This is a genomic window from Enterobacter sp. RHBSTW-00901 (genome assembly GCF_014103115.1).
In the GTDB taxonomy this organism is placed as follows: Bacteria; Pseudomonadota; Gammaproteobacteria; order Enterobacterales; family Enterobacteriaceae; genus Enterobacter; species Enterobacter cloacae_P.
In genome coordinates this window covers 24,048-48,096 of sequence record NZ_JABXPB010000001.1, presented here as the reverse complement: position 1 = coordinate 48,096, position 24,049 = coordinate 24,048, and the positions used below count along the sequence as shown (strand labels likewise).

Below are 24,049 nucleotides of genomic sequence, written 5' to 3'. Positions count from 1 at the left end.
ACTATCTGGTTTGCTCACATATCGGGGCTAAAAACTGAAACAGCTCGCGCGATGGCAGGTGGAGTTGGCCATAAGCGCGTACGGGCACAACAGGCATCAGCGCATTGCAGATAATCATTTCATCAGCTTTCTGCAGCGCCTCTTCCCTCGCACTCACTTCGACAACACGAAAGCCCGAGTGTGCCAGGTGCTGTAAGCAAAACTGACGCATGATGCCGTTCACACCGGCCTGCTCCAGTGAAGGCGTGAAAACATCACGACCCTGCCGCCAGAGTAAATTAGCCGCACAGCATTCCGTAATGAACCCTTCGCTGTCAAGAACCAGCGCCTCATCAGCGTCCGTCTGCTCAAGATGAGTACGGATAAGCACCTGTTCCAGGCGGTTGAGGTGTTTAATACCGGCAAGCATTGGGTTTCGCCCCAGACGTACCGGGCTAAGCGTCAGGGTAACGCCCTCTTTACACCAGCGTTCGTAATGGGCAGGGTACGCGGAAACCGACAGGATCCGTGTCGGATGTTCGCAACGGGCTCCACTATAGCCCCGCCCCCCGCTGCCGCGACTGATAATCACTTTGAGTACCCCGCTGCCCTTCCCTGACGCCAGCTGGCACATTTCGTGCCGCAGCGTATCCCACTGTGTAAATGGGATCAGCAAGGTTTCACAGGCATTTTGCAGGCGGCGGATATGCGCATCAAGCAGGCATACATCCCCGTCAAGAATGCGCGCCGTCGTAAAGCAGCCATCACCAAACTGAGTTGCTCTGTCGCTGGCAGGCAGAGAATCTAGCTCAAGGCCATTGATTAAAAACATGGTGGCTCCTTATGCGTGGGGGTTCAGTCTGGCAGGATGTCGTACACCCGACAAGAAGAAAAGACCTAATAAAAAAGGTCCGACAAGCGGACCTTTTTTGATAGCCATCGGGCAGTCAGACTCAAATCTTTTTGAAGATCAGAGAGCCGTTGGTGCCGCCAAAGCCGAAGGAGTTACACAGCGTGTACTCCATGCCACTAACCTGACGCGCTTCGTGCGGTACGAAATCCAGGTCACAACCTTCATCCGGGTTATCCAGGTTGATGGTTGGCGGTACAGCCTGATCGCGCAGCGCCAGGATAGAGTAGATAGACTCTACTGCACCCGCCGCACCCAACAGGTGACCGGTCATGGATTTCGTCGAGCTCACCAGTACGCGGTGGGCAGATTCGCCGAAGATAGACTTAACGGCCTGAGTTTCTGCTTTATCGCCCGCAGGAGTAGACGTACCGTGCGCGTTAACGTAGCCGATCTGCGCAGGGGTAATACCCGCATCGCGAATCGCATTTGCCATTGCCAGCGCGGCACCGGCACCATTTTCTGGTGGTGACGTCATGTGGTAGGCATCACTGCTCATACCAAAGCCAACGATTTCAGCATAAATTTTCGCACCGCGTTTTTTCGCGTGCTCGTACTCTTCCAGCACGATCATGCCCGCACCGTCACCCAGCACGAAACCATCACGGTCTTTATCCCACGGACGGCTCGCCGCCTGAGGGTTATCGTTACGGGTAGACAGCGCACGCGCCGCACCAAAGCCACCTACACCCAGCGGGGTACTGGCTTTTTCCGCACCGCCTGCAACCATAGCATCTGCATCGCCGTACGCAATGATACGCGCGGCCTGGCCGATGTTATGTACGCCAGACGTACATGCGGTAGCGATAGAAATGCTTGGCCCACGCAGGCCGAACATGATGGTCAGGTGACCTGCCACCATGTTAACAATCGTGGACGGAACGAAGAACGGGCTGATCTTACGCGGGCCACCATTCATCAGAGATGTATGGTTTTCCTCGATCAGGCCAAGACCGCCAATCCCGGAGCCGATAGCGGCACCGATACGGGTTGCGTTCTCTTCCGTAATTTCAAGACCAGAATCCTGCATGGCCTGAACGCCAGCGACAATTCCATATTGAATGAAGGCATCCATCTTGCGCTGTTCTTTGCGCGAGATTATCTCTTCACAGTTAAAATCCTTTACTAAGCCAGCAAATTTCGTTGCATAGGCGCTAGTATCGAAATGGTCGATTAGGCTGATGCCGCTCTGACCGGCAAGGAGAGCTTTCCAGGTGGACTCTACGGTATTGCCGACAGGAGACAACATGCCAAGTCCGGTCACAACTACACGACGCTTAGACACGTTTGTCCTCCAGGGAGGGATAAAAAAAAGAGATTCGTGGGACTAAAAAAGATAAAACTCAGGCGGTCGAATGACCGCCTGGAGATGTTCACTTACGCCTGGTGACCGTTGATGTAATCAATGGCAGCCTGAACGGTGGTGATTTTCTCAGCTTCTTCGTCCGGAATCTCAGTATCAAACTCTTCTTCCAGAGCCATTACCAGCTCAACGGTGTCAAGAGAATCTGCGCCCAGGTCTTCAACGAAGGAAGCGGAGTTCACAACTTCTTCCTGCTTAACGCCCAGCTGTTCGCCAATAATTTTCTTAACGCGTTCTTCGATAGTGCTCATACTCTTAAATTTCCTATCAAAACTCGCTTTCGCGATGGTTTTCGTAGTGTATAAAATGTTGAAAAATTTGCAACTAAATCCCGGCAGGTCTTACCACGATTTTACGTTATTTTGAGGCCATTCGCCCTAATAACGCAAATATTTTCGATCGTGATTAAACCATGTACATTCCGCCGTTGACGTGGAGGGTTTCACCAGTGATGTAACCCGCTTCGTCAGAGGCTAAAAATGCAACCGCGCTGGCGATTTCTTTAGGGTCGCCAAGACGACCCGCCGGAACTGCCGCCAACGTACCCGCACGCTGATCATCGGTCAGCGCACGCGTCATGTCCGTTTCAATAAAGCCCGGAGCAACAACGTTTACAGTAATACCGCGTGACGCGACTTCACGCGCCAGCGACTTACTGAAACCGATCAGACCCGCTTTCGCCGCAGCGTAGTTAGCCTGACCAGCATTTCCCATGGTACCAACCACAGAACCAACAGTGATAATACGACCATGACGCTTTTTCATCATAGCGCGCATTACCGCTTTTGACAGACGGAATACAGATGACAGATTGGTTTCGATAATATCGTTCCACTCGTCGTCTTTCATTCGCATCAACAGGTTGTCGCGCGTGATCCCGGCATTATTTACCAGAATGTCCACTTCGCCAAACTCTGCGCGAATATTTTCCAGAACAGATTCGATAGATGCAGGTTCAGTCACATTCAGTACCAGACCTTTACCGTTCGCACCCAGATATTCGCTGATGGCTTTAGCGCCATTCTCGCTGGTCGCTGTACCAATCACTTTCGCGCCGCGCGCAACCAGTGTTTCAGCAATTGCACGCCCGATACCACGGCTTGCGCCGGTGACCAGTGCGATTTTTCCTTCAAAACTCATGGTATTCCTCTTTTATTGCGAGAGTGCCGCTGACATCGCTTCCGGCTCGTTAATCGCCGAGGCAGTCAGGGTGTCAACAATACGTTTTGTCAGACCGGTGAGGACTTTACCTGGGCCAACTTCATACAGATGCTCAACGCCCTGTGACGCCATAAACTCAACGGTTTTGGTCCACTGTACCGGGCTATAAAGCTGGCGAACCAGCGCGTTACGGATAGCTTCCGGCGCGGTTTCGCATTTCACATCGACGTTGTTCACAACGGAAATCGTCGGTGCGTTAAAGACAATTTTTTCCAGCTCAATGGCCAGTTTGTCGGCTGCTGGTTTCATCAGCGCGCAATGAGATGGAACGCTCACTGGCAGCGGCAGAGCACGCTTCGCACCTGCAGCTTTACAGGCGGCACCTGCACGTTCAACCGCTTCTTTATGGCCCGCGATAACCACCTGGCCCGGCGAGTTGAAGTTAACCGGAGAAACCACCTGGCCTTCGGCTGATTCTTCACATGCTTTCGCAATAGAGGCATCATCCAGACCGATGATGGCAGACATGCCACCCGTTCCTTCTGGCACCGCTTCCTGCATGAATTTACCACGCAGTTCGACCAGACGTACTGCATCAGCAAAGGCGATCACACCTGCACATACCAGCGCAGAGTATTCACCCAGGCTGTGACCCGCGAGCAGCGCTGGCGTTTTACCGCCCTGCTGCTGCCATGCACGCCACAGCGCAACGGATGCGGTCAGCAGTGCTGGCTGAGTCTGCCAGGTTTTGTTCAGCTCTTCGGCTGGGCCCTGCTGGGTCAACGACCACAGATCATAACCCAGCGCATCGGAAGCTTCACGGAAAGTTTCTTCGATTACCGGATAGTTTGCTGCCATTTCAGACAACATCCCAACGGTTTGAGAGCCCTGGCCCGGGAACACAAAAGCAAATTGCGTCATTTTTTAATCCTTATTCTAGAAACGAACCAGCGCGGAACCCCAGGTGAATCCACCACCGAAGGCTTCAAGCAAGACCAACTGGCCCCGTTTGATTCGTCCATCGCGTACCGCTTCGTCAAATGCACACGGTACCGACGCCGCAGAGGTGTTGCCGTGGCGATCCAGCGTCACGACAACGTTATCCATCGGCATGCCCAGCTTTTTAGCGGTCGCAGTGATGATACGCAGGTTCGCCTGATGCGGTACCAGCCAGTCGAGCGCAGAGCGTTCAAGGTGATTCGCTTCCAGCGTTTCATCGACAATATGTGCAAGTTCGGTCACCGCCACCTTGAATACCTCATTACCTGCCATTGTCAGGTGGATTGAGTTCTCCGGATTAACGCGATCGGCGTTAGGCAGTGTCAACAGCTCGCCGTAGCTACCATCGGCATGCAAATGCGTGGAGATGATGCCCGGATCTTCGGACTGGCCCAGCAACACTGCGCCTGCACCATCACCAAAAATAATGATCGTACCACGATCGGTTGGATCGCAGGTACGTGCCAGCACGTCAGCACCGATCACCAGCGCATACTTTACTGCGCCAGATTTGACATACTGATCGGCAACGCTCAGTGCATAGGTGAAACCTGCACATGCAGCAGCAACATCAAACGCCGGGCAACCTTTAATGCCGAGCATGTTCTGCACCTGGCATGCCGCGCTTGGGAAAGCATGCGTGGCGGACGTCGTGGCAACCACGATCAAACCAATTTGTTCTTTATCGATGCCGGCCATCTCGAGCGCACGCTGTGCCGCTTCGTAGCCCATAGTCGCAACGGTTTCATCTGGCGCGGCGATACGACGCTCACGGATACCTGTGCGCGTGACAATCCACTCGTCAGACGTATCTACCATTTTTTCCAGATCGGCGTTGGTTCGCACTTGTTTTGGCAGATAGCTGCCGGTACCAATAATCTTCGTATACATGTACGCTCAGTCACTTTTAGCTAATACAGATCCCAGGCGAGCGGCAATCCGCTGAGGGACTTGTCGCTGCACCGCCTGCACTGCCTGTTCAATCGCGACGGAAAATGCTCGCTGATTGGCGGCTCCATGACTCTTAATCACGATGCCGCGCAATCCTAACAGACAGGCGCCATTATACTGGTCGGGGTTGAGGTGACTGAATCGCCGCGTCAGGCTTTTTTGTAACCAACGCTTTAATAAAATCAGCCACCAGGACCTTTTTTTACCTTCTCCCTGGGTTTTCAGCAGAGAAAGAAACATCCGAACGACCCCTTCCATGGTCTTCAGCGTTACGTTTCCGGTGAAGCCATCACACACTAATACATCCGTTTTACCCGTCAGCAACTCATTGGCTTCGAGATAACCAATATAGTTGATGGAAGGAACCTGTTTAAGTAATTCGGCAGCATCACGAATACTATCCAGGCCTTTGGTCTCTTCTTCACCAATATTCAGCAACGCAACGCGGGGGTTTTTAATCCCGACCACATCTTCTGCCAGCACCGACCCCATCACGGCGAACTGAACCAGCATTGTACTATCACAATCGACGTTAGCACCCAGATCGAGCACCACCGTTTTGCCCTTTTGCTGGTGCGGTAACACCGTCACCAGCGCCGGGCGCTCAATGCCCTCAATAGGTTTGAGCAATAATTTCGATAGCCCCATCAGCGCGCCGGTATTTCCCGCACTGACGCAAGCCTGCGCTCGCCCTTCTTTCACCAGCTCCAGTGCTATTCGCATGGAGCTGCCACGGCTATTGCGAATCGCTTGCGATGGCCGGGCATCACTGGCAATAACTGACTGCGCAGGAATAATCTGCAGACGCGAACGTTGTTCGAAGTCAGCTTTTGCAAGTAATGGCGTGATTGTGTCGGGGTTACCGACTAAAAGAAGTGTGAGTTGCGAATTAGAATTCAGTGCCTGCAATGCTGCAGGCACTGTCACAGAAGGGCCAAAATCTCCCCCCATGACATCTAACGCCAGGGTTAGACGTGTCAAGGTATCGTCACTGCCTGGTTTGGTGTTTCCCCAGTGACCTGGGGAAATCCTCACTAAGCTTCATCACGCTTGCGCGTGATTACTTAGTGATAACCTTGCGGCCGCGGTAGAAACCGTCAGCAGTGATGTGGTGACGCAGGTGTTTTTCACCAGAAGTCTTGTCTACAGACAGGCTGGTAACTGCAGTCAGCGCGTCATGGGAACGACGCATGCCACGTTTGGAACGGGTTGGTTTATTCTGTTGTACGGCCATGGACCTTACTCCTCAATTACTTACGCTTTAAGCTGGCTAATACGGCAAATGGGTTTGGTTTTTGCGCTTCATCAGGCAGTTCCCCAAAGACCATGTCCGCCTCGGACACTTCACAGTGTTCAGAATCATGCACCGGAACTACAGGCAAGGAGAGGATAATTTCATCTTCTACCAGAGCCAGCAGATCGATTTCACCGAATTCGTTAACCTCAATCGGCTCATACGCTTCCGGGAGTGCCTCAGCCTGTTCGACAGAGCGAACCGGACTGAAACAATACGTTGTGTGAACATGTTGTACGAACGGTTTCCCGCAACGCTGACATTCGAGCGTTACCGTCACCTTTGCATCACCGGTTAATACGGCAAGGCGCTGGTTATCGATAGCGAACGACATGGAGCATTCCACATCACTGTCCACACTGACTACGGATTCGGCGATACGCTCAGCCTGATCGGAAGAATAGATCCCTTCATAATCGAGGCGTTTTTGAGCCGTACGAACCGGATCAAGAGTCAGGGGTAATTTTACCTTTTGCATAGGGCGCGCATATTAACTTTGTAACGTCATATAGTCAAAGAAAAAGGCAACCAGGGCTGCCTTTTGCCAATTATTCGCACACATTGCGGCCTGTAGTTTAAAATGGCTGGCATCGATACGCTATATCCTGGTGATAAAAATATGCCAAATCTGGTTCTCGCCTCCACTTCACCCTACCGCCGAATGTTGCTTGAAAAGCTCGGGATCCCGTTTGAATGTGCTGCACCCGACGTTGACGAGACGCCACAACCTGGCGAATCTCCACGCCATCTGGTGACCCGTCTGGCCCAGGAAAAAGCACAATCGCTTGCCGTACGTTACCCTGCACATCTGATTATAGGCTCCGATCAGGTTTGTGTGCTGGACGGAGAAATCACCGGCAAACCCCATACTGAAGAAAACGCCCGCCAACAGCTCATGCGAGCGCGCGGTAACATTGTCACCTTCTATACTGGCCTCGCGCTCTATAACTCTGCCTCCGGTCACCTGCAGACCGAGTGCGAGCCTTTTGACGTACACTTCCGCCATCTCAGCGAACAAGAGATTATCGACTACGTGCGCCGGGAACGGCCACTCAACTGTGCGGGCAGTTTTAAAAGCGAAGGGTTAGGGATTGCGCTGTTTGAAAAACTGGAGGGTCGCGATCCGAATACGCTGATTGGGTTACCGCTGATTGCGCTGTGTCAGATGTTAAGGCGAGAAGAGTATAATCCGCTGACGATGTGATTGGATCACTGCGGCCTGATGCCCTCGCCCCGGCACTCTCCCACAGGACGAGGGAGCAAACATTAAAAACGGCAACATTCGTTGCCGTTTTACCTTTACCTTAACCGCGCAGAACTTTAAGACAGCGCTTCAACTGCTCATCCAGCGGCGCTTCAATACGGATAACTTCGCCCGTATTCGGGTGGGTAAACTTCAGCGCTGCCGCGTGCAGGAAAAGACGAGACAACCCCGTGCCCGCTAACTGCTTATCAAATTCACGATCGCCATAACGATCGTCAAACGCAATCGGATGCCCGGCATACTGGGTATGCACACGGATCTGGTGAGTACGACCGGTCACCGGACTACAACGCATCAGCGTGGCAAATTCATAGCGTTCTTCAACTTTGAATCGCGTTTCAGAAGGCTTGCCTTCCTGACTCACACGGACAATACGCTCGCCGCTTTGCAGAATATTTTTCAGCAACGGTGCCTGCACCACCTTAACGTGGGACTGCCACTGGCCGCGAACCAGCGCCAGATAATCCTTCTGCATCCCTTTTTCGCGCAGTTGTTCATGAAGAGAACGCAGTGCAGAACGCTTTTTCGCCACCAACAGCACGCCGGAGGTGTCACGATCAAGGCGGTGAACCAGTTCGAGGAAACGTGCTTCCGGGCGCAGTGCGCGCAGCCCTTCAATCACACCGAAGCTCAGACCGCTACCGCCATGCACAGCCGTGCCTGACGGCTTGTTCAGCACCAGGATATAGTCATCTTCATAGAGGATAACATCACTCAGGGCCGCCACTTTCTGTAGCTTCGGTGAAACCGCTTCTTCTTCACGCTCGGCAACACGTACCGGCGGGATACGCACTTCATCACCGGCTTCGAGTTTATACTCAGGCTTCACGCGTTTTTTGTTAACCCGCACCTCACCCTTACGCAAGATGCGATAAATCATGCTCTTTGGCACCCCTTTCAGTTGGGTGCGCAAAAAGTTATCGATACGTTGCCCCGCGTAGTCATCCGCGATAGCAACCATTTTTACGGCTGGAGTCTCTGTTTTCATGGTTGGCGATTCTAAATATCGTCAGGCATTAGCGCCACTCATTTTTCTATGCTTATATTTACTTTTATCCGGCCTGCCCTCCGTTTCGCGCAATCGATTTGGTGGTTATTAAACCAATCACCGCGTTGAAGTGAAGAAACTGTGAGTAACCGGGTGATAATTGGTAAAAGTCATCTTGCTATAACCCGGCGAGCAGTGGAATAATGATGTCGTTTTCCGTGTTAAATCCTGGTTAAGTAAGGATACTGACGGAATGACCAATTTTGTCTGACCGATCATCCACGCAGCAATGGCGTAAGACGTATTGATCTTTCAGGCAGTTAGCGGGCTGCGGGTTGCAGTACTTCCCGGTATAAGGATTGTTTTCTGGAGAGTTTTCCCAGGCAATTCCCCTGATAATTGCGCTGTATTTCCGTATGAAATACAGGCAACCGACACTCTGCGCCTCTTAAGCGGGCGACAACCGTGAGGTTGGCGACGTGAATAGACACGAGGCCATCGGTTCATACCCCGGAAAGCGTCACCTTGCCCGCAGCTTTGTCGTCAATGTAAGAATAATGAGTAAGTTACGATGAAAAGAATGTTAATCAACGCAACTCAGCAAGAAGAGTTGCGTGTCGCCCTTGTGGATGGGCAGCGCCTGTACGATCTGGATATCGAAAGTCCTGGACACGAACAGAAAAAAGCGAACATTTACAAAGGCAAAATCACCCGCATTGAACCAAGCCTTGAAGCTGCATTTGTCGACTACGGTGCTGAGCGTCATGGTTTCCTCCCTCTGAAAGAAATCGCCCGCGAATATTTCCCTGCAAACTACAACTCTCATGGCCGTCCGAACATTAAAGATGTTCTGCGTGAAGGTCAGGAAGTTATCGTTCAGATTGATAAAGAAGAGCGTGGCAACAAAGGGGCCGCACTGACCACCTTTATCAGCCTGGCGGGAAGTTATCTGGTTCTGATGCCAAACAACCCGCGTGCGGGTGGTATCTCTCGCCGTATCGAAGGTGATGACCGTACCGAACTGAAAGAAGCGCTGGCAAGTCTTGAACTGCCGGATGGCATGGGGCTTATCGTTCGCACCGCAGGTGTAGGCAAATCTGCCGAAGCGCTGCAGTGGGACTTAAGCTTCCGTCTGAAGCACTGGGAAGCTATCCAGAAAGCTGCAGAAAACCGCCCTGCACCGTTCCTGATCCACCAGGAAAGTAACGTTATCGTACGTGCCTTCCGTGACTACCTGCGTCAGGACATCGGCGAAATTCTGATTGATAACCCGAAAGTGCTTGAGCTGGCCCGCCAGCACATCGCCGCGCTGGGTCGTCCGGATTTCACCAGCAAAATCAAACTGTACACCGGTGAAATCCCGCTGTTCAGCCACTATCAGATCGAATCCCAGATTGAGTCCGCCTTCCAGCGTGAAGTGCGTCTGCCGTCTGGCGGTTCTATCGTTATCGATACTACTGAAGCGCTGACCGCGATCGACATCAACTCCGCACGTGCAACGCGCGGTGGTGATATCGAAGAGACGGCCTTCAACACCAACCTTGAAGCCGCTGATGAAATCGCCCGCCAGCTCCGCCTGCGCGACCTGGGTGGTCTGATCGTTATCGACTTTATCGACATGACACCGGTTCGTCACCAGCGTGCGGTTGAAAACCGTCTGCGCGAAGCGGTACGTCAGGACAGAGCCCGTATCCAGATCAGCCACATTTCACGTTTTGGCCTGCTGGAGATGTCCCGTCAGCGTCTGAGCCCATCACTGGGTGAATCCAGCCATCACGTGTGCCCACGCTGTTCCGGTACGGGTACCGTGCGTGACAACGAATCTCTGTCTCTGTCTATTCTGCGTCTGATTGAAGAAGAAGCGCTGAAAGAGAACACCAAAGAGGTTCATGCCATTGTTCCGGTGCCAATTGCCTCCTACCTGCTGAACGAAAAACGTGCAGCGGTCAGCGCCATTGAAGCACGTCAGGGCGGCGTTCGCTGCATCATCGTACCAAACGATCAGATGCAGACCCCGCACTATCACGTGCTGCGCGTGCGTAAAGGTGAAGAGACGTCTACTCTCAGCTACCTGCTGCCGAAACTGCATGAAGAAGAGATGGCACTGCCATCCGATGAAGAACCTGCCGAGCGTAAACTGCCTGAGCAGCCAGCATTAGCAACCTTCATCATGCCGGAAGCACCGCCTGAAGCGGCACTGGAAAAACTGGCAGCAAAACCTGCGGCGCAAAAACCAGCGGCAGAAGTGGCAAAAGCACAACCTGAACAACCGGGTCTGCTGAGTCGCTTCTTCGGTGCGCTGAAAAAGATGTTTGCAGGCGAAGAAGTTCAGCCGGAGCAGCCAAAAGAGGTAACGAAAGAAGCCAAACCTGAGCGCCAGCAGGATCGTCGTAAACGCCAGAACAACCGCCGCGATCGTAACGACCGCAGTGACCGTAATGACCGTAATGAGCGTCGTGACAACCGTTCTGACAATAACGAAGGCCGTGAGCAACGCGAAGACAACCGTCGTAACCGTCGCGATAAACAACAGCAGAATGTTGAAGATCGTGAAATTCGCCAGCAGGCGGGCGATGAGTCTGAGAAGAGCAAACAGCGTGACGAGCAGCAGCCTCGCCGTGAACGTAACCGTCGCCGCAACGACGAGAAACGTCAGGCGCAGCAGGAAGTTAAAAACCTGAACCGTGAAGAACCTGTTGAACAGCAGGACACGGAACAGGAAGAGCGCACTCAGGTGATGCAGCGTCGTAAACCGCGCCAGCTGGCTCAAAAAGTCCGTATTGGTGGCCAGCCAGCGGAAGAGACTGCAATTGTCAGCGCGGAAGTGACCGAAAGTGCACCGAACATGCAGCTGGCTAAAGTTGATCTGCCTGCAGTGGTAGAAAACAACGTCGAGCAGGATGAAAACGGTGAAGGCCGTGATAACGCCGGTATGCCGCGCCGTTCACGCCGTTCTCCGCGCCACCTGCGCGTCAGCGGCCAGCGTCGTCGTCGTTACCGTGACGAGCGTTACCCGACTCAGTCACCAATGCCGTTAACCGTGGCGTGCGCGTCACCTGAAATGGCATCCGGCAAAGTCTGGATCCGCTACCCGGTTGCACGCCCGGAACAAATTGTTGAAGAGCAAGCGCTCACTGAAGAAGTGATTGCACCTGTCGCTGCCGTTGAAGATGTGGCCGCTGCAGCCGCAACAGTGGTTGAACCGCAGGTTGTCGACGCAGCAGCACCTCACGCTGTTGCAGTAGAAACGACCCATCCTGAAGTGATTGCCGCGCCGGTTGATGCTGCACCGCAGTTTATCGCTGCAGAAGACACGGTGGTGGCTGAAGAAGTAGCAGAAGAAGTTGAACCTGCCGCAGCGGTTGAAGAAACCACTGAAGCCGTGGCTGAAACTGCCGCTGCAGAAGTCGTTCAGGAAGCCGCTGTTGACGTTGAACCTGTTCGCGAAGCCCAGGAAGTGAAAGCGCCTGAGGTGAAACCAGAGCCGGTTGTTGCTGCCCCTGCGTCTGCACACGTTGCGACAGCACCTATGACGCGTGCCCCGGCACCTGAATATGTGCCAGAAGCACCGCGTCACAGCGACTGGGTTCGCCCTGCATTCAGCTTTGAAGGCAAAGGTTCTGCCGGTGGTCACAGTGCAACGCACCAGGCTACTGCGCCAGCTACCCGTCCGCAGTCTGCCGAGTAAATCGACATAATGTAAAAAGCCGACCTCCGGGTCGGCTTTTTTATTGCTCGCTGACGGGCTTTCTCATCCCGGCAATATCCGGCATCACCTGCTTCATCATCTCCAGGAAACGTCGCAAGCGTGCCGGGTAATATCGGGACCACGGATACACCAGATGGACGGGCAGTGCCGCTGGCTGCCATTCTGGCAGCAGATGAATTAAACGTCCTTCCCGGATATCCTCTTTTACCGTCCAGCTTGATACCACGGCGACACCCAGACCCGTCAGCACGGTATTACGCGCCACATGGAGGCTGTCAGTGCTCAAGCGCGGGGTAATGGCGATACGTCGTGGCTGCATCGAAAGACCGTCAAACAAATCCACATGCCGTTGATAAAAGGTGCTGATGGCAATCCAGGGAAGCACCAGAAGATCTTCCGGGGTGTTAACCGGGGGGAACTGCGCCAGCAACGCGGGTGATGCCACCACACAGCGCGGTACTTCAGCCAGCATGACCGACACCGTCGCGGGATCTACCTCGGCCCCGACACGGATTGCACAATCAAGATTATCGCTCAGAAAATCCACCGACTTATCATTCAGCATCCACTCGACGGACAGCTGCGGATAACGCTGTAAAAATTCCGTTAACGGTTTCAGAAGCTGATCCTGCCCAAAAGCATGCGGGGCACACACCCGTAATACCCCAACAGGCTCATCCTCCGCCTGCCCGACTTCGTCTTCCAGCGCCAGCCAGCTATCAATCACACGTCTGGCATGCTGATAACAGCGCTCACCGTCGTCGGTGAGCTTGGTCGCATGGGTCGTACGCAACAGCAGGCGTGCCCCCAACAGGGTTTCCAGAGACTGCAAACGCCGGCTCACCGTGGCCTGGGTGGTAGAAAGCTGCCTTGCCGCCGCCGATAACGACCCGGTTTCCACGATACGCACAAAGGTGCGCATCAGCTCTACCCTGTCTATACGCTCAACTCGTTTCATATTTTCATCTGTCATACGCCTAACGTATATGCGTTTTACCACCGGGCCGTCTACCGTCGCAAGACGTACTGATAAAAAATAGCCGCACACTATGACTGAGGAACGTCTTATGAACACAACAACTGCTCCCCACGCGGCAAGCCGCTGGGTGATTTTAATGCTGGCTCTGGGGGCTGGCTTCAGCGTGGCATCCATATACTACGCACAACCGCTGTTGCCGCTGATGGGGTCAGATCTTCATCTGAGTATTGAAGGCATGGGGCTGGTTCCGACATTGACCCAGGCAGGCTATGCGCTCGGCATACTCTTCTTACTACCGCTTGGCGATCGCCACGACCGCAGAACGCTGATCCTGATTAAGAGCGTCGCCCTGGCCCTCTTCCTGCTGGGTTGTAGCCTGGCCGGACAATTGCACTCATTGCTGCTGGCAAGCCTGCTGATCGGGATGACGGCAACAATGGCGCAGGATATCGTCCCTGCCGCCGCCATCCTCGCGCCGGAAGGGAAACAGGGTAAAACCGTGGGAACAGTGATGACAGGGCTGTTGCTGGGTATATTGCTGTCGAGAACCGTCAGCGGCGTGGTGGGTGAAGCTTTTGGCTGGCGCGTCATGTACCAGCTGGCAGCGGCAAGCATTGCGTTTGTCGGCGTGGCGATGTGGGCAGTCCTTCCCCGATTTGCCATCCACTCTACGCTCAGCTATCCCGCGTTGATGCGTTCAATGGAACATCTGTGGCGTCGCTATCCGGCACTGCGTCGTGCGGCGCTGGCTCAGGGGTTCCTGTCGATTGCCTTTAGCGCATTCTGGTCAACGCTTGCCGTTATGCTCTACGAACACTATCACTTCGGCAGTGCCGTGGCGGGTGGGTTTGGTATTGCGGGTGCCGCAGGTGCATTGGCCGCCCCACTGGCAGGGGGACTGGCGGATAAGCTGGGCGCAAGGAAAGTCACACAGCTGGGAGCCATGCTCGTCACCGCCGCGTTTGCCCTGATGTTTCTGATGCCCATTTTTGGTCTTCACGGACAACTCATTCTGATTGCCGTGTCCGCCGTCGGGTTTGATCTTGGTCTGCAGTCGAGTCTGGTGGCACACCAGAATCTGGTGTACAGCCTTGAACCTCAGGCCCGTGGACGCCTTAACGCTCTGCTGTTTACGGTGGTGTTTATCGGTATGGCGATGGGTTCTGCTTTAGGGAGCAATATCTATACCCTGGCGGGCTGGCCTGGCGTAGTGGCTCTGGCGACAGTGTGTGGTGTCATTGCACTGGCGATCCGTCTGACTGAAAGCACCCACATCACCTCTGCACCGGTAAAGGCCGCATAAAAAAATGCCCAATCCATTTACGGATTGGGCAGTCAGAATATGCCCAGTTTCAAGACATGTTCTAAGAGGTCAAGACTTTATTTATTCATCTGGAACAGCGACATACCTTGCATATCACTGAACGCTTTATAAGACGCCTTCAGGGCCGCCTGTTGCATGGAGTAAGACGAGATCACCGAGTTCCAGTCAACGTCCACCAGGTTACTCATCTGCTGAGTTTGCCCCAGCGCACGGTCATCACCCAGTGAATCCAGCTTGCCCAGTTCATCCAGTTTAATCCCCAGATCGGCACGCACGGTAAGCACGTTGTTCAGAGAATTGCTCAGACCACGGTTGGCTTTATCCATACTGGCCTTGAACGCATCCGCTTTGGTCTGATCATCGCCTACTGGCGTATTCAGTGCAGCAATGGCGGTATCCAGGATCTTAAACAGGTTAGTTTCCGACGCGCTGCCATCCGGCTCTGGTTTCGCGTTGCTGGTAAAGCTGTCGAAAACTTCGGTTCCCGTATGGCTGATTTGCATCGTACGGGAGGCGTCAACCTGCTGGCTAATTGGCGTAGTCCCGCCATTATAATTACCCGTGGTCTGGTCGAACGCCGCCGCTTCCGTTTTGTAACCGGCAAAGATGTAACGACCATTACCGTCCGTGCTGTTTGCCAGGTTCATCAGCTGATCGCGAAGACCTTTCAGGTTGGTTCCCAGCGAGGCACGGTCATCGTCACTCAACGTTCCGTTACCCGCGTTCACAATTTTTTCCTGCGAGCTGATAATCGCCGAGGTCACCTGCTGCAGTACGTTCTCTTCCAGCGACACTTTGGTCGTTGCAAAGGTACGCGCCAGAGCATACTGGCTGTTCTGCGTTTGAGCCTGAGACAGCACAACGGCCTGAGAGGCGGCAATCGGATCGTCTGATGGGCGGTTTACCCGCTTACCGGTAGACATCTGCTCGCCGTAGCCCATCCAGAGACTTTGGGAGTTCGTCACTCCACGCATGCTCTGCTCATACATCATTTGAGTACTAATACGCATTTTTAACCTCAGCCTTAGCGAATATTAATTAACGCATCAAACAGCGTGCTCGCCGTTTGCAGAACCTGCGCATTCGCCAGGTAGTACTGCTGATAACGCTGCAGGTTACCGTACTCTTCATCCAGGTTAACCCCGGAAATAGACTGCTGCTGCTTAGTCAACTGCGTCACCACGTTGACTTTGGTTTCGCTACTGGTTTTCAGTGACGCCGTGGTGCTCCCCACAGTACTCACCAGAGCCGCATAAGCATCGTTGAAGGTCTTGTTGCCCCCCACCCGTTTGGCATTCTGCAGATCCAGCAGTTTTTGACCGTTGGTATTGTCGCTCTCACCGCTGGTACTTGATGAAGCCATCGCCAGTTTGGATTCGTCGCTGATCGCAACGTCCATATTCATGATGACGTCATTCACCGGTTTGACGAGGAAACTGTCTTTCGTGTTGGCAGAACCGCTGATATTGAGGTTCAAACCATCAAATGCCAGGTTACCGCTGGCGTCCGGCGTTGCGGTGAAGCTGGTTTTGTCAGACAGACGCGTCACCGTCCAGTTGGTACCGTTATATTCAACTTTATAGTTGGTCGCCTGAACCGCAGAGCTGTTCGTCATGGACACCGTCACCGACGCGCTACCGGTGTTTTTACCGTTACTCAGCGCTGACGGAGAGCCGAAATCAAACAGTTTACCGCCAGCATCACCGTTCGCATCGAATCCGGCTTGATGCTGGGTATTCATGGCATCGGCAAAGGCCAACGCCATCTGGTTCAGGGCGTTACGCGCGTTATCCAGGTCTCCGGAGCGGAAAGTCAACAGCCCACCCAGTGAACCGGTGGTGATCTGCTTTTCCGGGATCTCTACGCTACCGGCTGCGGCATCAACATAGGCAATGGTGGTACGCGCCGGATCGGCGCTTGATTTCACCGCAGCCAGCTGGCTGGCGGTACTACCCTGCACCAGGGTGTAACCATTAGCGAACGAGACGTTATAGGTGCCACCGTCCTGTACGGCCACTTCCACGCCCACAATCTGGTTAAGCTGGCTCACCAGTTGGTCACGCTGGTCGAGCAATTCGTTAGGTGATGCGCCTGCGCCGACACCGGTCAGACGGGAAATCTGATCGTTAAGGTTAGCAATCTGCTTCGCATAGTTATTGATCTGATCAACGCTGGTCGTAATCGCCGTGTTAACCTGCGAATCCTGGTCACGAAGATATTGATCGTTGGTTTTAAACTGGTTTACCAGGCCATCCGCTTTACCGATAACCGTCTGGCGCGCAGCCGGATCTTCGGCGTTGCTGACCAACGTCTGCATGCTTTTAAAGAAATCCTGCAGGGTGGTCGCCAGCGAATTGGTGGTATCAGAGAGCACATCGTCAATTTTTGACATCTGCTGATAACGCGTCGTCAGACCGCTGCTCTGCGTCTGCGCGGCGCGCAGCTGATTGGTAATAAAGGCATCATACTCACGCTGCACACCGGAGACATAAACCCCGTTACCCACCCAGCCACCGCCGGTCAGTGTGCTGTTAGCCGCACCCAGAATAGTATTCTGACGGGTATAACCTGCCACGTTATAGCTTGAAATATTATTACTTACGGTATTGAGTGCCGCCTGTGCAGCACCGAGGCCACTCATGGCGCTGTTAATCAAACTGGACATGGGGGTTCCTTTTATACTTTCAGACACGAGTCCTGATGAAGGTTATCGGCAACCTCCAGCGGGACTTGAGAACTTTCAGAACAGATTTTCGAGATCTGTGCTATAGGCTTTGCTGACCTTCTCACCCATTGATTTCAGTTGCTGAATCATGCTGGTGAGCTTGCGCGCATAGTTCGGATCGGTGGCATAGCCAGCATTTTGCAGCGCCTGTGCCCCCTGCTCCGGCGTCGCCGCCTGCGTGACGGCGGTATAGCGTGGGTTTCGGCTCAACAAGCCCACATAATCCGACAACGCCTCAAGATAAGAGCTGTAGACGCGGAATTTGGCTTTGACCTTCACCGCCGCACCGTTTTCATATTCGGTGGTGGTGATCTCGGTTGTCGGCCCCTTCCAGCTGGCGTTGGCCTTCACGCCGAAGATGTTAAAGCTTGGTTCGCCATTTTCCTTACGGATCTGCCGCTGGCCCCAGCCCGATTCCAGCGCAGCCTGCGCCAGGATCAGGTGATGAGGCACACCACTTTGCTCACTGGCAAGACGTGCAGGCAGAGAAAGCTGCGCCAGGAAGTCTTTGCTGTCACCTGAAAGCGGTGTATCACCGCCGTCCGTGGCCTTCGGCATCGCTTTACGTACCATCTGCGTCAGTGCCTGGTTCTGATAACTGGTCACCGTTTCCAGAGAGAACTTCATCGGCACCTGCTGCGCTTGCCCTTCCGGCTGAATACCCTGCGCGGCTTCGGTCTGTTTAACAATCATGTCCGCCAGACCTAACCCTTTACCGGCGGTCATCTGCTGCGCAATCTGCTGGTCATACATGCTGGTGTAAAGACGCGTAGAATCACTGCTGAAAATCCCGTCTTTCGGCAGGGCTTCACGCATGCTTTTCAACATCATCTGTACAAACATCCCTTCCACCTGGCGGGCGACCGGGCGGATATTCGCCGCCGGATCTTTGCCTGCGTTGGTTTTCAGTTCGTTGAGCGACTGGGCGTCCCAGGCAGCACTGGTCAACAGTTTGCTATCGGTTAGCATCAGATGATTTCCAGTTTGGCGCGCAGACAGCCTGCACTTTGCATGGATTGCAGGATGGACATCAGATCCATCGGCGTCGCACCCAGCGCATTCAGGGCACGTACCACGCTGTTCAGGTTGGCACTGGCACGCACGCTTTGCAGTGAACCACCGCTCTGGCGCATATCAATCTGTGTTTGTGGTGTCACAACGGTCTGGCCACCGCCAAATGGCGTTGTTGGCTGGCTGACGTTAGCCGAGCGGTTCACCGTCACTGAGAGGTTGCCCTGTGCGACAGCACAGCTGTCCAGCGAGACTTCGCGGTTCATCACCACCGAGCCGGTACGTGAGTTGATGATCACTTTGGCATCCTGAACCGGAACGTTAACTTCCATATTCTGGATATCCGCCAGCATACGCACCTGGCTGCTGCTACCTGATGAGGTGCGGATCTGCACGGTACGGGCATCCAGCGCGGTAGCGCTGCCATAGCCACGGCTGCGGTTGATGGTGTCGGCAATTTGCTGCGCCATGGTGAAGTCTTCATTATTCAGCTGCAGGTTAATGGTATTACCGGCACCGAACTGAGTCGGCAGTTCACGCTCGATGATTGCCCCGTTAGTGATACGCCCACCGTTCAGCTGGTTCACCTGCACGCTGCTTCCGCCTGCGGACGCGCCCGCACCGCCCACCAGGATGTTCCCCTGCGCCAGCGCATAAACCTGGCTGTCGACACCCTTCAGCGGTGTCATCAGCAGCGTACCGCCGCGCAGGCTTTTGGCGTTCCCCATTGAGGAAACCACCACATCAATGGTTTGACCCTGACGCGCGAACGCCGGGAAGGAGGCCGTGACCATCACTGCCGCCACGTTTTTCAACTGCATGTTGGTTCCCGCCGGTACGGTGATACCGAGCTGGGAAAGCATGTTGTTTAAGCTCTGAGTGGTGAATGGCGTCTGGGTAGTCTGGTCGCCCGTGCCATCCAGCCCCACGACCAGGCCATAGCCAATCAGCGAGTTTTCTCGTACGCCCTGAACGCTGGTGAGATCGCGAATACGGTCAGCCTGGGTACAGGTTGCCACCAGGGCCAGCGCCATTGCGAAGAAGAATTTAAACATGGGTCACCTCGCTTACATCGGCGATAAGTTAAGGAAGAAGCGCTGCAGCCAGCCCATATTTTGCGCCTCGTTGATGTAGCCGTTACCGACGTACTCGATGCGCGCATCCGCCACCTGGGTGGACGGTACGGTATTGGTGCCGCTGATGGTGCGAGGGTTAACCACACCGGAGAAGCGGATGAACTCGGTGCCCTGGTTGATGGCAATCTGTTTTTCACCCACAACGTGTAAGTTGCCGTTAACCAGTACCTGGTCAACTGTCACCGTCAGCGTACCGCTGAAGGTATTGCTGGCATTCGCGCCACCTTTACCATTAAAGGTATTGCCGCCAGACGCGTTCACATCAGCACGCGCATTGCCGAACAGCCCTTCGAGATAGCGTGGCACGGTATCGAAGCCAAAATTCGTTTTGCCATCGCGGCTGGCATTCGCCGACGAGCTTTTGCTCGCGCTGACGTTTTCCTGCAGCACAATGGTCAATGTATCGCCGACATTACGCGGGCGGCGATCTTCAAACAGCGGCTGATAACCGTAATTAATCGGCTGCGCGGTCTGGAAAATGGAGCCGTTTACCACTGGCGCAGGGCCAGGAACGGGTTGGGCAGTCGTCGCACCCTGGACCAATGGTTTAGACGGGATCAAAGCACACCCGCTGAGGGTGACAGCCAGAACAGTCAGTATCGGATAACGAAACGCCGCGTTTTTTTGCATTGCCTTCATCTTCGAAAACAGGGAGCCGGTGCGGCATTTACCGCACCGGTCTGCACCTTAGAGTTGCGTCAGTTTCTGCAGCATCTGGTCGGTCGTCGACACTGCTTTACTGTTAATTTCATATGCGCGCTGAACCTGGATCATATTCACCAGTTCTTCCGCAACGTTTACGTTGGAGGTTTCGACATAACCCTGATACAGCAAACCTGCGCCGTTCAGACCAGGTGTACTTTCATTCGGCGTACCGGAGGACTGGGTTTCGGTGTAGAGGTTCTCACCAATGCTTTCCAGACCGGTATCGTTCATGAAGGTGGTCAGGTTAAGCTGCCCGACCTGTACCGGGTTGGCCTGCCCCTGCTGGGTCACACTCACGACCCCATCACGCCCGATGGTAATGCTCAGGGCATTCGCCGGGATGGTGATCGCAGGCTGAACCTGGAAGCCGCCCGCCGTCACCAGCTGACCGTTCTGATCCACCTGGAATGAGCCGTCGCGGGTATAGGCTGAGGTTCCGTCAGGCAACTGAACCTGGAAGAAACCCTGACCTTTAATGGCCACATCTTTACTGTTGTTGGTCTGGGACAGGTTGCCCTGGCTGTGCAGACGTTCCGTTGCCACCGGACGAACACCGGTACCAATCTGGAGACCTGACGGCAGCGTTGTTTGCTCAGAAGACTGCGCACCCGGCTGACGAATGGTTTGATAAAGCAAATCTTCAAAAACGGCACGCTGACGCTTAAAACCATTGGTGCTGACGTTTGCCAGGTTGTTGGCAATCACATCCATGTTGGTTTGCTGCGCGTCCAGGCCAGTTTTCGCGATCCATAAAGAACTGATCATAAGAAGTCCTGTTAACTCATAGCCAGAAGTTGGTTAGCCTTGCTCGCGTTTTCGTCCACGCTGCTGATAACCTTCATCTGCATTTCAAAACGACGGGCGCTGGCGATCATGTCGGTCATGGCTTCTACCGGTTTGACGTTACTGCCTTCCAGTACTCCCGACATCACACGGATGCCCGGATCGGCCTGTAACGTGGCACCGCGGGTAGCCTGTGCTGCCTGGGTCAGACGGAACATACCGTCATCGCCACGCTGCACTTCTTTGCCGTCCGCTTTAACCAGCTTCAGACGCCCGACAGGCGCAACGGTATTGGCCGGATCGCCCGGATTCAACGCCGAGATGGTGCCGTCTGCCGCAATGGTCAGCTCTGATCCTTCCGGCACCGTAAGCGGGCCTGCTTCGCCCATCACCGGATGCCCCTGGATCGTCAACTGACCGGTGGCGCTGACCTGGATATTCCCGTTACGGGTATACCCTTCGCCGCCATCTGCCGTTTGCACCGCCAGCCAGCCGTCCTGCTGCAGGGCCACGTCCAGCGGACGCGAGGTGTAATCCATCTGGCCTGGCGTCATATCAGCACCCGGAGTGGATGCCGTCACCAGCGTACGTGTCGGCAGGGAAAGCCCTTCTACCGGCACCGCACGCAGCGCATTAAGCTGCGCACGAAAGCCCGGCGTAGAGGCGTTTGCCAGGTTGCTGGCCGTAACGGCCTGCTGATTGAGCGTCTGACTTGCCGCGCCCATCGCGGTATATATTGCGTGATCCATTGCGCTTTCCTGTTAGCCGCTTAACGCAGGTTAACCAGCGTGTTGAGGATCTGATCCTGAGTTTTGATGGTCTGCGCGTTCGACTGATAGTTACGTTGCGCGACAATCATGTTCACCAGCTCTTTACTCAGATCAACGTTAGAGGCTTCCAGCGCACCGTTAGTCAACTTACCGAAGTTACCGGTACCCGCTGTACCCAACAGCGCCACGCCGGAGGACTGGGTCGCAGACCAGACGTTGTCGCCTTCAGATTTCAGACCTTCGTTGTTCGCGAAGTTTGCCAGCACGATCTGGCCCAGAACCTGAGACTGTTCGTTGGAATATTTACCCACAACGGAACCGTCATCGTTGATCTGGTAGCTCACCAGGTCACCCGGTTTGTAGCCGTTCTGATTGGTTGCCACAACGCTGTTCGCACCGGTGTTCTGTTGCATGGAGTTCAGGAAGCTCAGGGAGAAGGTGGCCGCCGTCGCACCACTGACTGAACCTGTGGTGACATTGATTGCTGGCGTTGTGTTTGCTGTTGCGCTCAACACACCCGCAGCGTCGTAGTTGTACACACCAGCCAGGCTACCATTCACATCGAAATTCATCTGTGCCGCTTTCGTTGCAGCAGAGCCGGTAACGCTACCGTCCTGAGTGTAGAGATCCCATTTATTGTTGGCTGTCTTAACGTAGTAGACATACATGTTATGGGCGTTACCCTGGCTGTCGAATACGGTCACGGTGCCTTTTTTGTTATAGGTATCCGGGTTAGTTGCATCGAAAGGGGCCGTTTGAACAGGATCGGTCGAGTTCAGGTTGATCTGCTGCGTCGCGGTGGTAGTCGATTTCGCCGCCATCAGGGTATTCGGGATAGTAATCGCCTGTGGGTTCGCACCGGTCTGAACGGTCGGGGGCGTTCCGGCAACCGGATACCCTGTCAGCTGCATACCCTGCATGTTCACCAGGTTACGGTTTTCGTCCAGCTTGAACTGACCGTTACGGCTGTAGAACACGGAACCGTTGGAATCGACCATACGGAAGAAACCGTTCTGGCTAATGGCAACGTCCAGGCCACGACCCGTGTTGGTGGTCGTACCGTCGGTAAAGTCCTGAGTGATACCCGCAACTTTTACGCCCAGGCCTACTTTGGAACCGGCAAACATGTCTGCAAATGAGGCAGAACCGGATTTAAAACCATAGGTCGCGGAGTTGGCGATGTTGTTGCCAATGACATCCAGGTTGGTGGCCGCAGCATTCAGGCCGCTGACCGCTTGAGAAAAGGCCATGACTTACTCCTGATAAGTGTTAAGGCTTAGATAATCTGCCGAACTTCGTCGAGTGTGGTGGTACCAGAGGTACCCAAATCCAGTTTATTGTTGCCATCGCTACCTTTAATGACGCCCTGAACCAGCGCGAACTGCAGCGGTTGTGCCACCAGCTGGGTGGAGCCGTTGCTGGCGCTGATCGCCACTTTGTAGGAACCGTTTGGTGCTTTCGTGCCGTCTGTAATGCTGCCATCCCAGGTAAAGGTATGAACACCTGCGTCCAGCTTACCGATATCAATGGTACGAACCACGGCACCGGTCGCATCGGTGATCGTCGCTGTCACCTTGTCAGCTGCCTGCTGCAGCTCTACGCCAAACGGGGTGGTGGAGGTCGTGGTTGTCCCTTCCGTCGTACTGCTACCCGCAAGAACGGTGGTACCCGGGATCATCACCCCGTGACCAATCAGGTTCGCGGCCTGCAGGGATTGACTGCTGTCGATTTGACCCGAGACGGAGCCGAGGGTGGTATTGAGTTTTTCGATGCCGCTCACGGTACTGATCTGCGCAAGCTGCGTGGTCAGTTCGTTGTTCTGCATCGGGTTGGTTGGATCCTGGTTCTTAAGCTGAGCCACCAGCAGCGTCAGGAAGCTGCTTTGTAGATCGGAGGCGCTGTTAGTGGTCAGGGAACTGGAACTCGTCGAACTTTTTGTACTACTGACACCTGAGTTCGTTGGGTCATTCACATTTACGGCGATGGACATGCGTGTCT

At 54.3% G+C, this 24,049-nt stretch carries 23 protein-coding genes; 3 read left to right on the top strand and 20 right to left on the bottom strand.

Going from position 1 to position 24,049, the window contains the following annotated elements; genetic code table 11:
• Nucleotide 1: 1 nt before the first annotated feature.
• The 9 genes from pabC to yceD all read right to left on the bottom strand — a co-directional run bounded on the left by pabC (nucleotide 2) and on the right by yceD (nucleotide 7,135).
• Nucleotides 2-811 (bottom strand): aminodeoxychorismate lyase, encoded by an 810-nt coding sequence (gene pabC, locus HV318_RS00250; RefSeq protein ID WP_182271028.1) that lies wholly within the window; start codon nucleotides 809-811, stop codon nucleotides 2-4.
• A gap of 121 nt (nucleotides 812-932) precedes the next feature.
• On the bottom strand, nucleotides 933-2,174 hold the full coding sequence (fabF, locus tag HV318_RS00245; protein ID WP_182271027.1) for a beta-ketoacyl-ACP synthase II: 1,242 nt from the start codon (nucleotides 2,172-2,174) through the stop codon (nucleotides 933-935).
• 92 nt (nucleotides 2,175-2,266) lie between these two features.
• Nucleotides 2,267-2,503, bottom strand: a complete 237-nt coding sequence (acpP, locus tag HV318_RS00240) for an acyl carrier protein (RefSeq protein WP_003857954.1) — start codon at nucleotides 2,501-2,503, stop codon at nucleotides 2,267-2,269.
• 154 nt (nucleotides 2,504-2,657) lie between these two features.
• Nucleotides 2,658-3,392, bottom strand: a complete 735-nt coding sequence (gene fabG / locus HV318_RS00235) for a 3-oxoacyl-ACP reductase FabG (RefSeq protein ID WP_182271026.1) — start codon at nucleotides 3,390-3,392, stop codon at nucleotides 2,658-2,660.
• Between the two features lie 12 nt (nucleotides 3,393-3,404).
• The gene (fabD, locus tag HV318_RS00230) at nucleotides 3,405-4,334 is read right to left on the bottom strand and encodes an ACP S-malonyltransferase (RefSeq protein WP_182271025.1); all 930 of its coding nucleotides are present in this window, start codon (nucleotides 4,332-4,334) and stop codon (nucleotides 3,405-3,407) included.
• 15 nt (nucleotides 4,335-4,349) lie between these two features.
• Nucleotides 4,350-5,303 (bottom strand): beta-ketoacyl-ACP synthase III, encoded by a 954-nt coding sequence (locus tag HV318_RS00225; protein WP_182271024.1) that lies wholly within the window; start codon nucleotides 5,301-5,303, stop codon nucleotides 4,350-4,352.
• A 6-nt stretch (nucleotides 5,304-5,309) separates the two neighbouring features.
• Nucleotides 5,310-6,344: a phosphate acyltransferase PlsX gene (gene plsX / locus HV318_RS00220; protein WP_182274491.1), complete on the bottom strand. Its 1,035-nt coding sequence runs from the start codon at nucleotides 6,342-6,344 to the stop codon at nucleotides 5,310-5,312.
• A 79-nt stretch (nucleotides 6,345-6,423) separates the two neighbouring features.
• Nucleotides 6,424-6,597, bottom strand: coding sequence for a 50S ribosomal protein L32 (gene rpmF, locus HV318_RS00215; RefSeq protein WP_003857964.1), 174 nt, complete (start codon nucleotides 6,595-6,597; stop codon nucleotides 6,424-6,426).
• A gap of 16 nt (nucleotides 6,598-6,613) precedes the next feature.
• Entirely contained in the window at nucleotides 6,614-7,135 is a 522-nt protein-coding gene (gene yceD / locus HV318_RS00210) for a 23S rRNA accumulation protein YceD (RefSeq protein ID WP_182271023.1), read from the bottom strand.
• Between the two features lie 141 nt (nucleotides 7,136-7,276).
• On the opposite strand from yceD, the gene HV318_RS00205 reads away from it, so the two are divergent.
• A complete protein-coding gene (locus HV318_RS00205; RefSeq protein WP_182271022.1) occupies nucleotides 7,277-7,861 on the top strand; it encodes a Maf family protein in 585 nt (194 codons plus the stop codon).
• Nucleotides 7,862-7,961: 100 nt separating this feature from the next.
• Here the strand turns inward: HV318_RS00205 and rluC are convergent, their stop codons facing one another.
• The gene (gene rluC, locus HV318_RS00200) at nucleotides 7,962-8,909 is read right to left on the bottom strand and encodes a 23S rRNA pseudouridine(955/2504/2580) synthase RluC (protein WP_182271021.1); all 948 of its coding nucleotides are present in this window, start codon (nucleotides 8,907-8,909) and stop codon (nucleotides 7,962-7,964) included.
• Between the two features lie 571 nt (nucleotides 8,910-9,480).
• On the opposite strand from rluC, the gene rne reads away from it, so the two are divergent.
• A complete protein-coding gene (rne, locus tag HV318_RS00195; protein WP_182271020.1) occupies nucleotides 9,481-12,597 on the top strand; it encodes a ribonuclease E in 3,117 nt (1,038 codons plus the stop codon).
• 40 nt (nucleotides 12,598-12,637) lie between these two features.
• Here rne and HV318_RS00190 read toward each other — a convergent pair whose 3' ends face one another.
• Nucleotides 12,638-13,669, bottom strand: a complete 1,032-nt coding sequence (locus HV318_RS00190; RefSeq protein ID WP_524537207.1) for a LysR substrate-binding domain-containing protein — start codon at nucleotides 13,667-13,669, stop codon at nucleotides 12,638-12,640.
• Nucleotides 13,670-13,685: 16 nt separating this feature from the next.
• Between HV318_RS00190 and HV318_RS00185 the strand changes: the two genes are divergently transcribed.
• Nucleotides 13,686-14,900, top strand: coding sequence for an MFS transporter (locus tag HV318_RS00185; protein WP_182271018.1), 1,215 nt, complete (start codon nucleotides 13,686-13,688; stop codon nucleotides 14,898-14,900).
• A 77-nt stretch (nucleotides 14,901-14,977) separates the two neighbouring features.
• On the opposite strand, the gene flgL is transcribed toward HV318_RS00185, so the two are convergent.
• The 9 genes from flgL to flgD all read right to left on the bottom strand — a co-directional run bounded on the left by flgL (nucleotide 14,978) and on the right by flgD (nucleotide 24,041).
• Nucleotides 14,978-15,931, bottom strand: a complete 954-nt coding sequence (flgL, locus tag HV318_RS00180; RefSeq protein ID WP_182271017.1) for a flagellar hook-associated protein FlgL — start codon at nucleotides 15,929-15,931, stop codon at nucleotides 14,978-14,980.
• Between the two features lie 14 nt (nucleotides 15,932-15,945).
• On the bottom strand, nucleotides 15,946-17,586 hold the full coding sequence (flgK, locus tag HV318_RS00175) for a flagellar hook-associated protein FlgK (protein ID WP_182271016.1): 1,641 nt from the start codon (nucleotides 17,584-17,586) through the stop codon (nucleotides 15,946-15,948).
• Between the two features lie 75 nt (nucleotides 17,587-17,661).
• A complete protein-coding gene (gene flgJ, locus HV318_RS00170) occupies nucleotides 17,662-18,615 on the bottom strand; it encodes a flagellar assembly peptidoglycan hydrolase FlgJ (RefSeq protein WP_182271015.1) in 954 nt (317 codons plus the stop codon).
• Entirely contained in the window at nucleotides 18,615-19,712 is a 1,098-nt protein-coding gene (locus tag HV318_RS00165) for a flagellar basal body P-ring protein FlgI (RefSeq protein WP_182271014.1), read from the bottom strand. Before HV318_RS00165 ends, flgJ begins: the two co-directional genes overlap by 1 nt.
• 12 nt (nucleotides 19,713-19,724) lie before the next feature.
• On the bottom strand, nucleotides 19,725-20,423 hold the full coding sequence (flgH, locus tag HV318_RS00160; RefSeq protein WP_024909015.1) for a flagellar basal body L-ring protein FlgH: 699 nt from the start codon (nucleotides 20,421-20,423) through the stop codon (nucleotides 19,725-19,727).
• Nucleotides 20,424-20,480: 57 nt separating this feature from the next.
• Nucleotides 20,481-21,263: a flagellar basal-body rod protein FlgG gene (flgG, locus tag HV318_RS00155; RefSeq protein WP_182271013.1), complete on the bottom strand. Its 783-nt coding sequence runs from the start codon at nucleotides 21,261-21,263 to the stop codon at nucleotides 20,481-20,483.
• A gap of 11 nt (nucleotides 21,264-21,274) precedes the next feature.
• The gene (locus HV318_RS00150; RefSeq protein WP_182271012.1) at nucleotides 21,275-22,030 is read right to left on the bottom strand and encodes a flagellar basal-body rod protein FlgF; all 756 of its coding nucleotides are present in this window, start codon (nucleotides 22,028-22,030) and stop codon (nucleotides 21,275-21,277) included.
• 20 nt (nucleotides 22,031-22,050) lie between these two features.
• Entirely contained in the window at nucleotides 22,051-23,301 is a 1,251-nt protein-coding gene (gene flgE, locus HV318_RS00145; RefSeq protein WP_182271011.1) for a flagellar hook protein FlgE, read from the bottom strand.
• A gap of 26 nt (nucleotides 23,302-23,327) precedes the next feature.
• On the bottom strand, nucleotides 23,328-24,041 hold the full coding sequence (gene flgD / locus HV318_RS00140; protein ID WP_182271010.1) for a flagellar hook assembly protein FlgD: 714 nt from the start codon (nucleotides 24,039-24,041) through the stop codon (nucleotides 23,328-23,330).
• Between the last annotated feature and the right edge of the window lie 8 nt (nucleotides 24,042-24,049).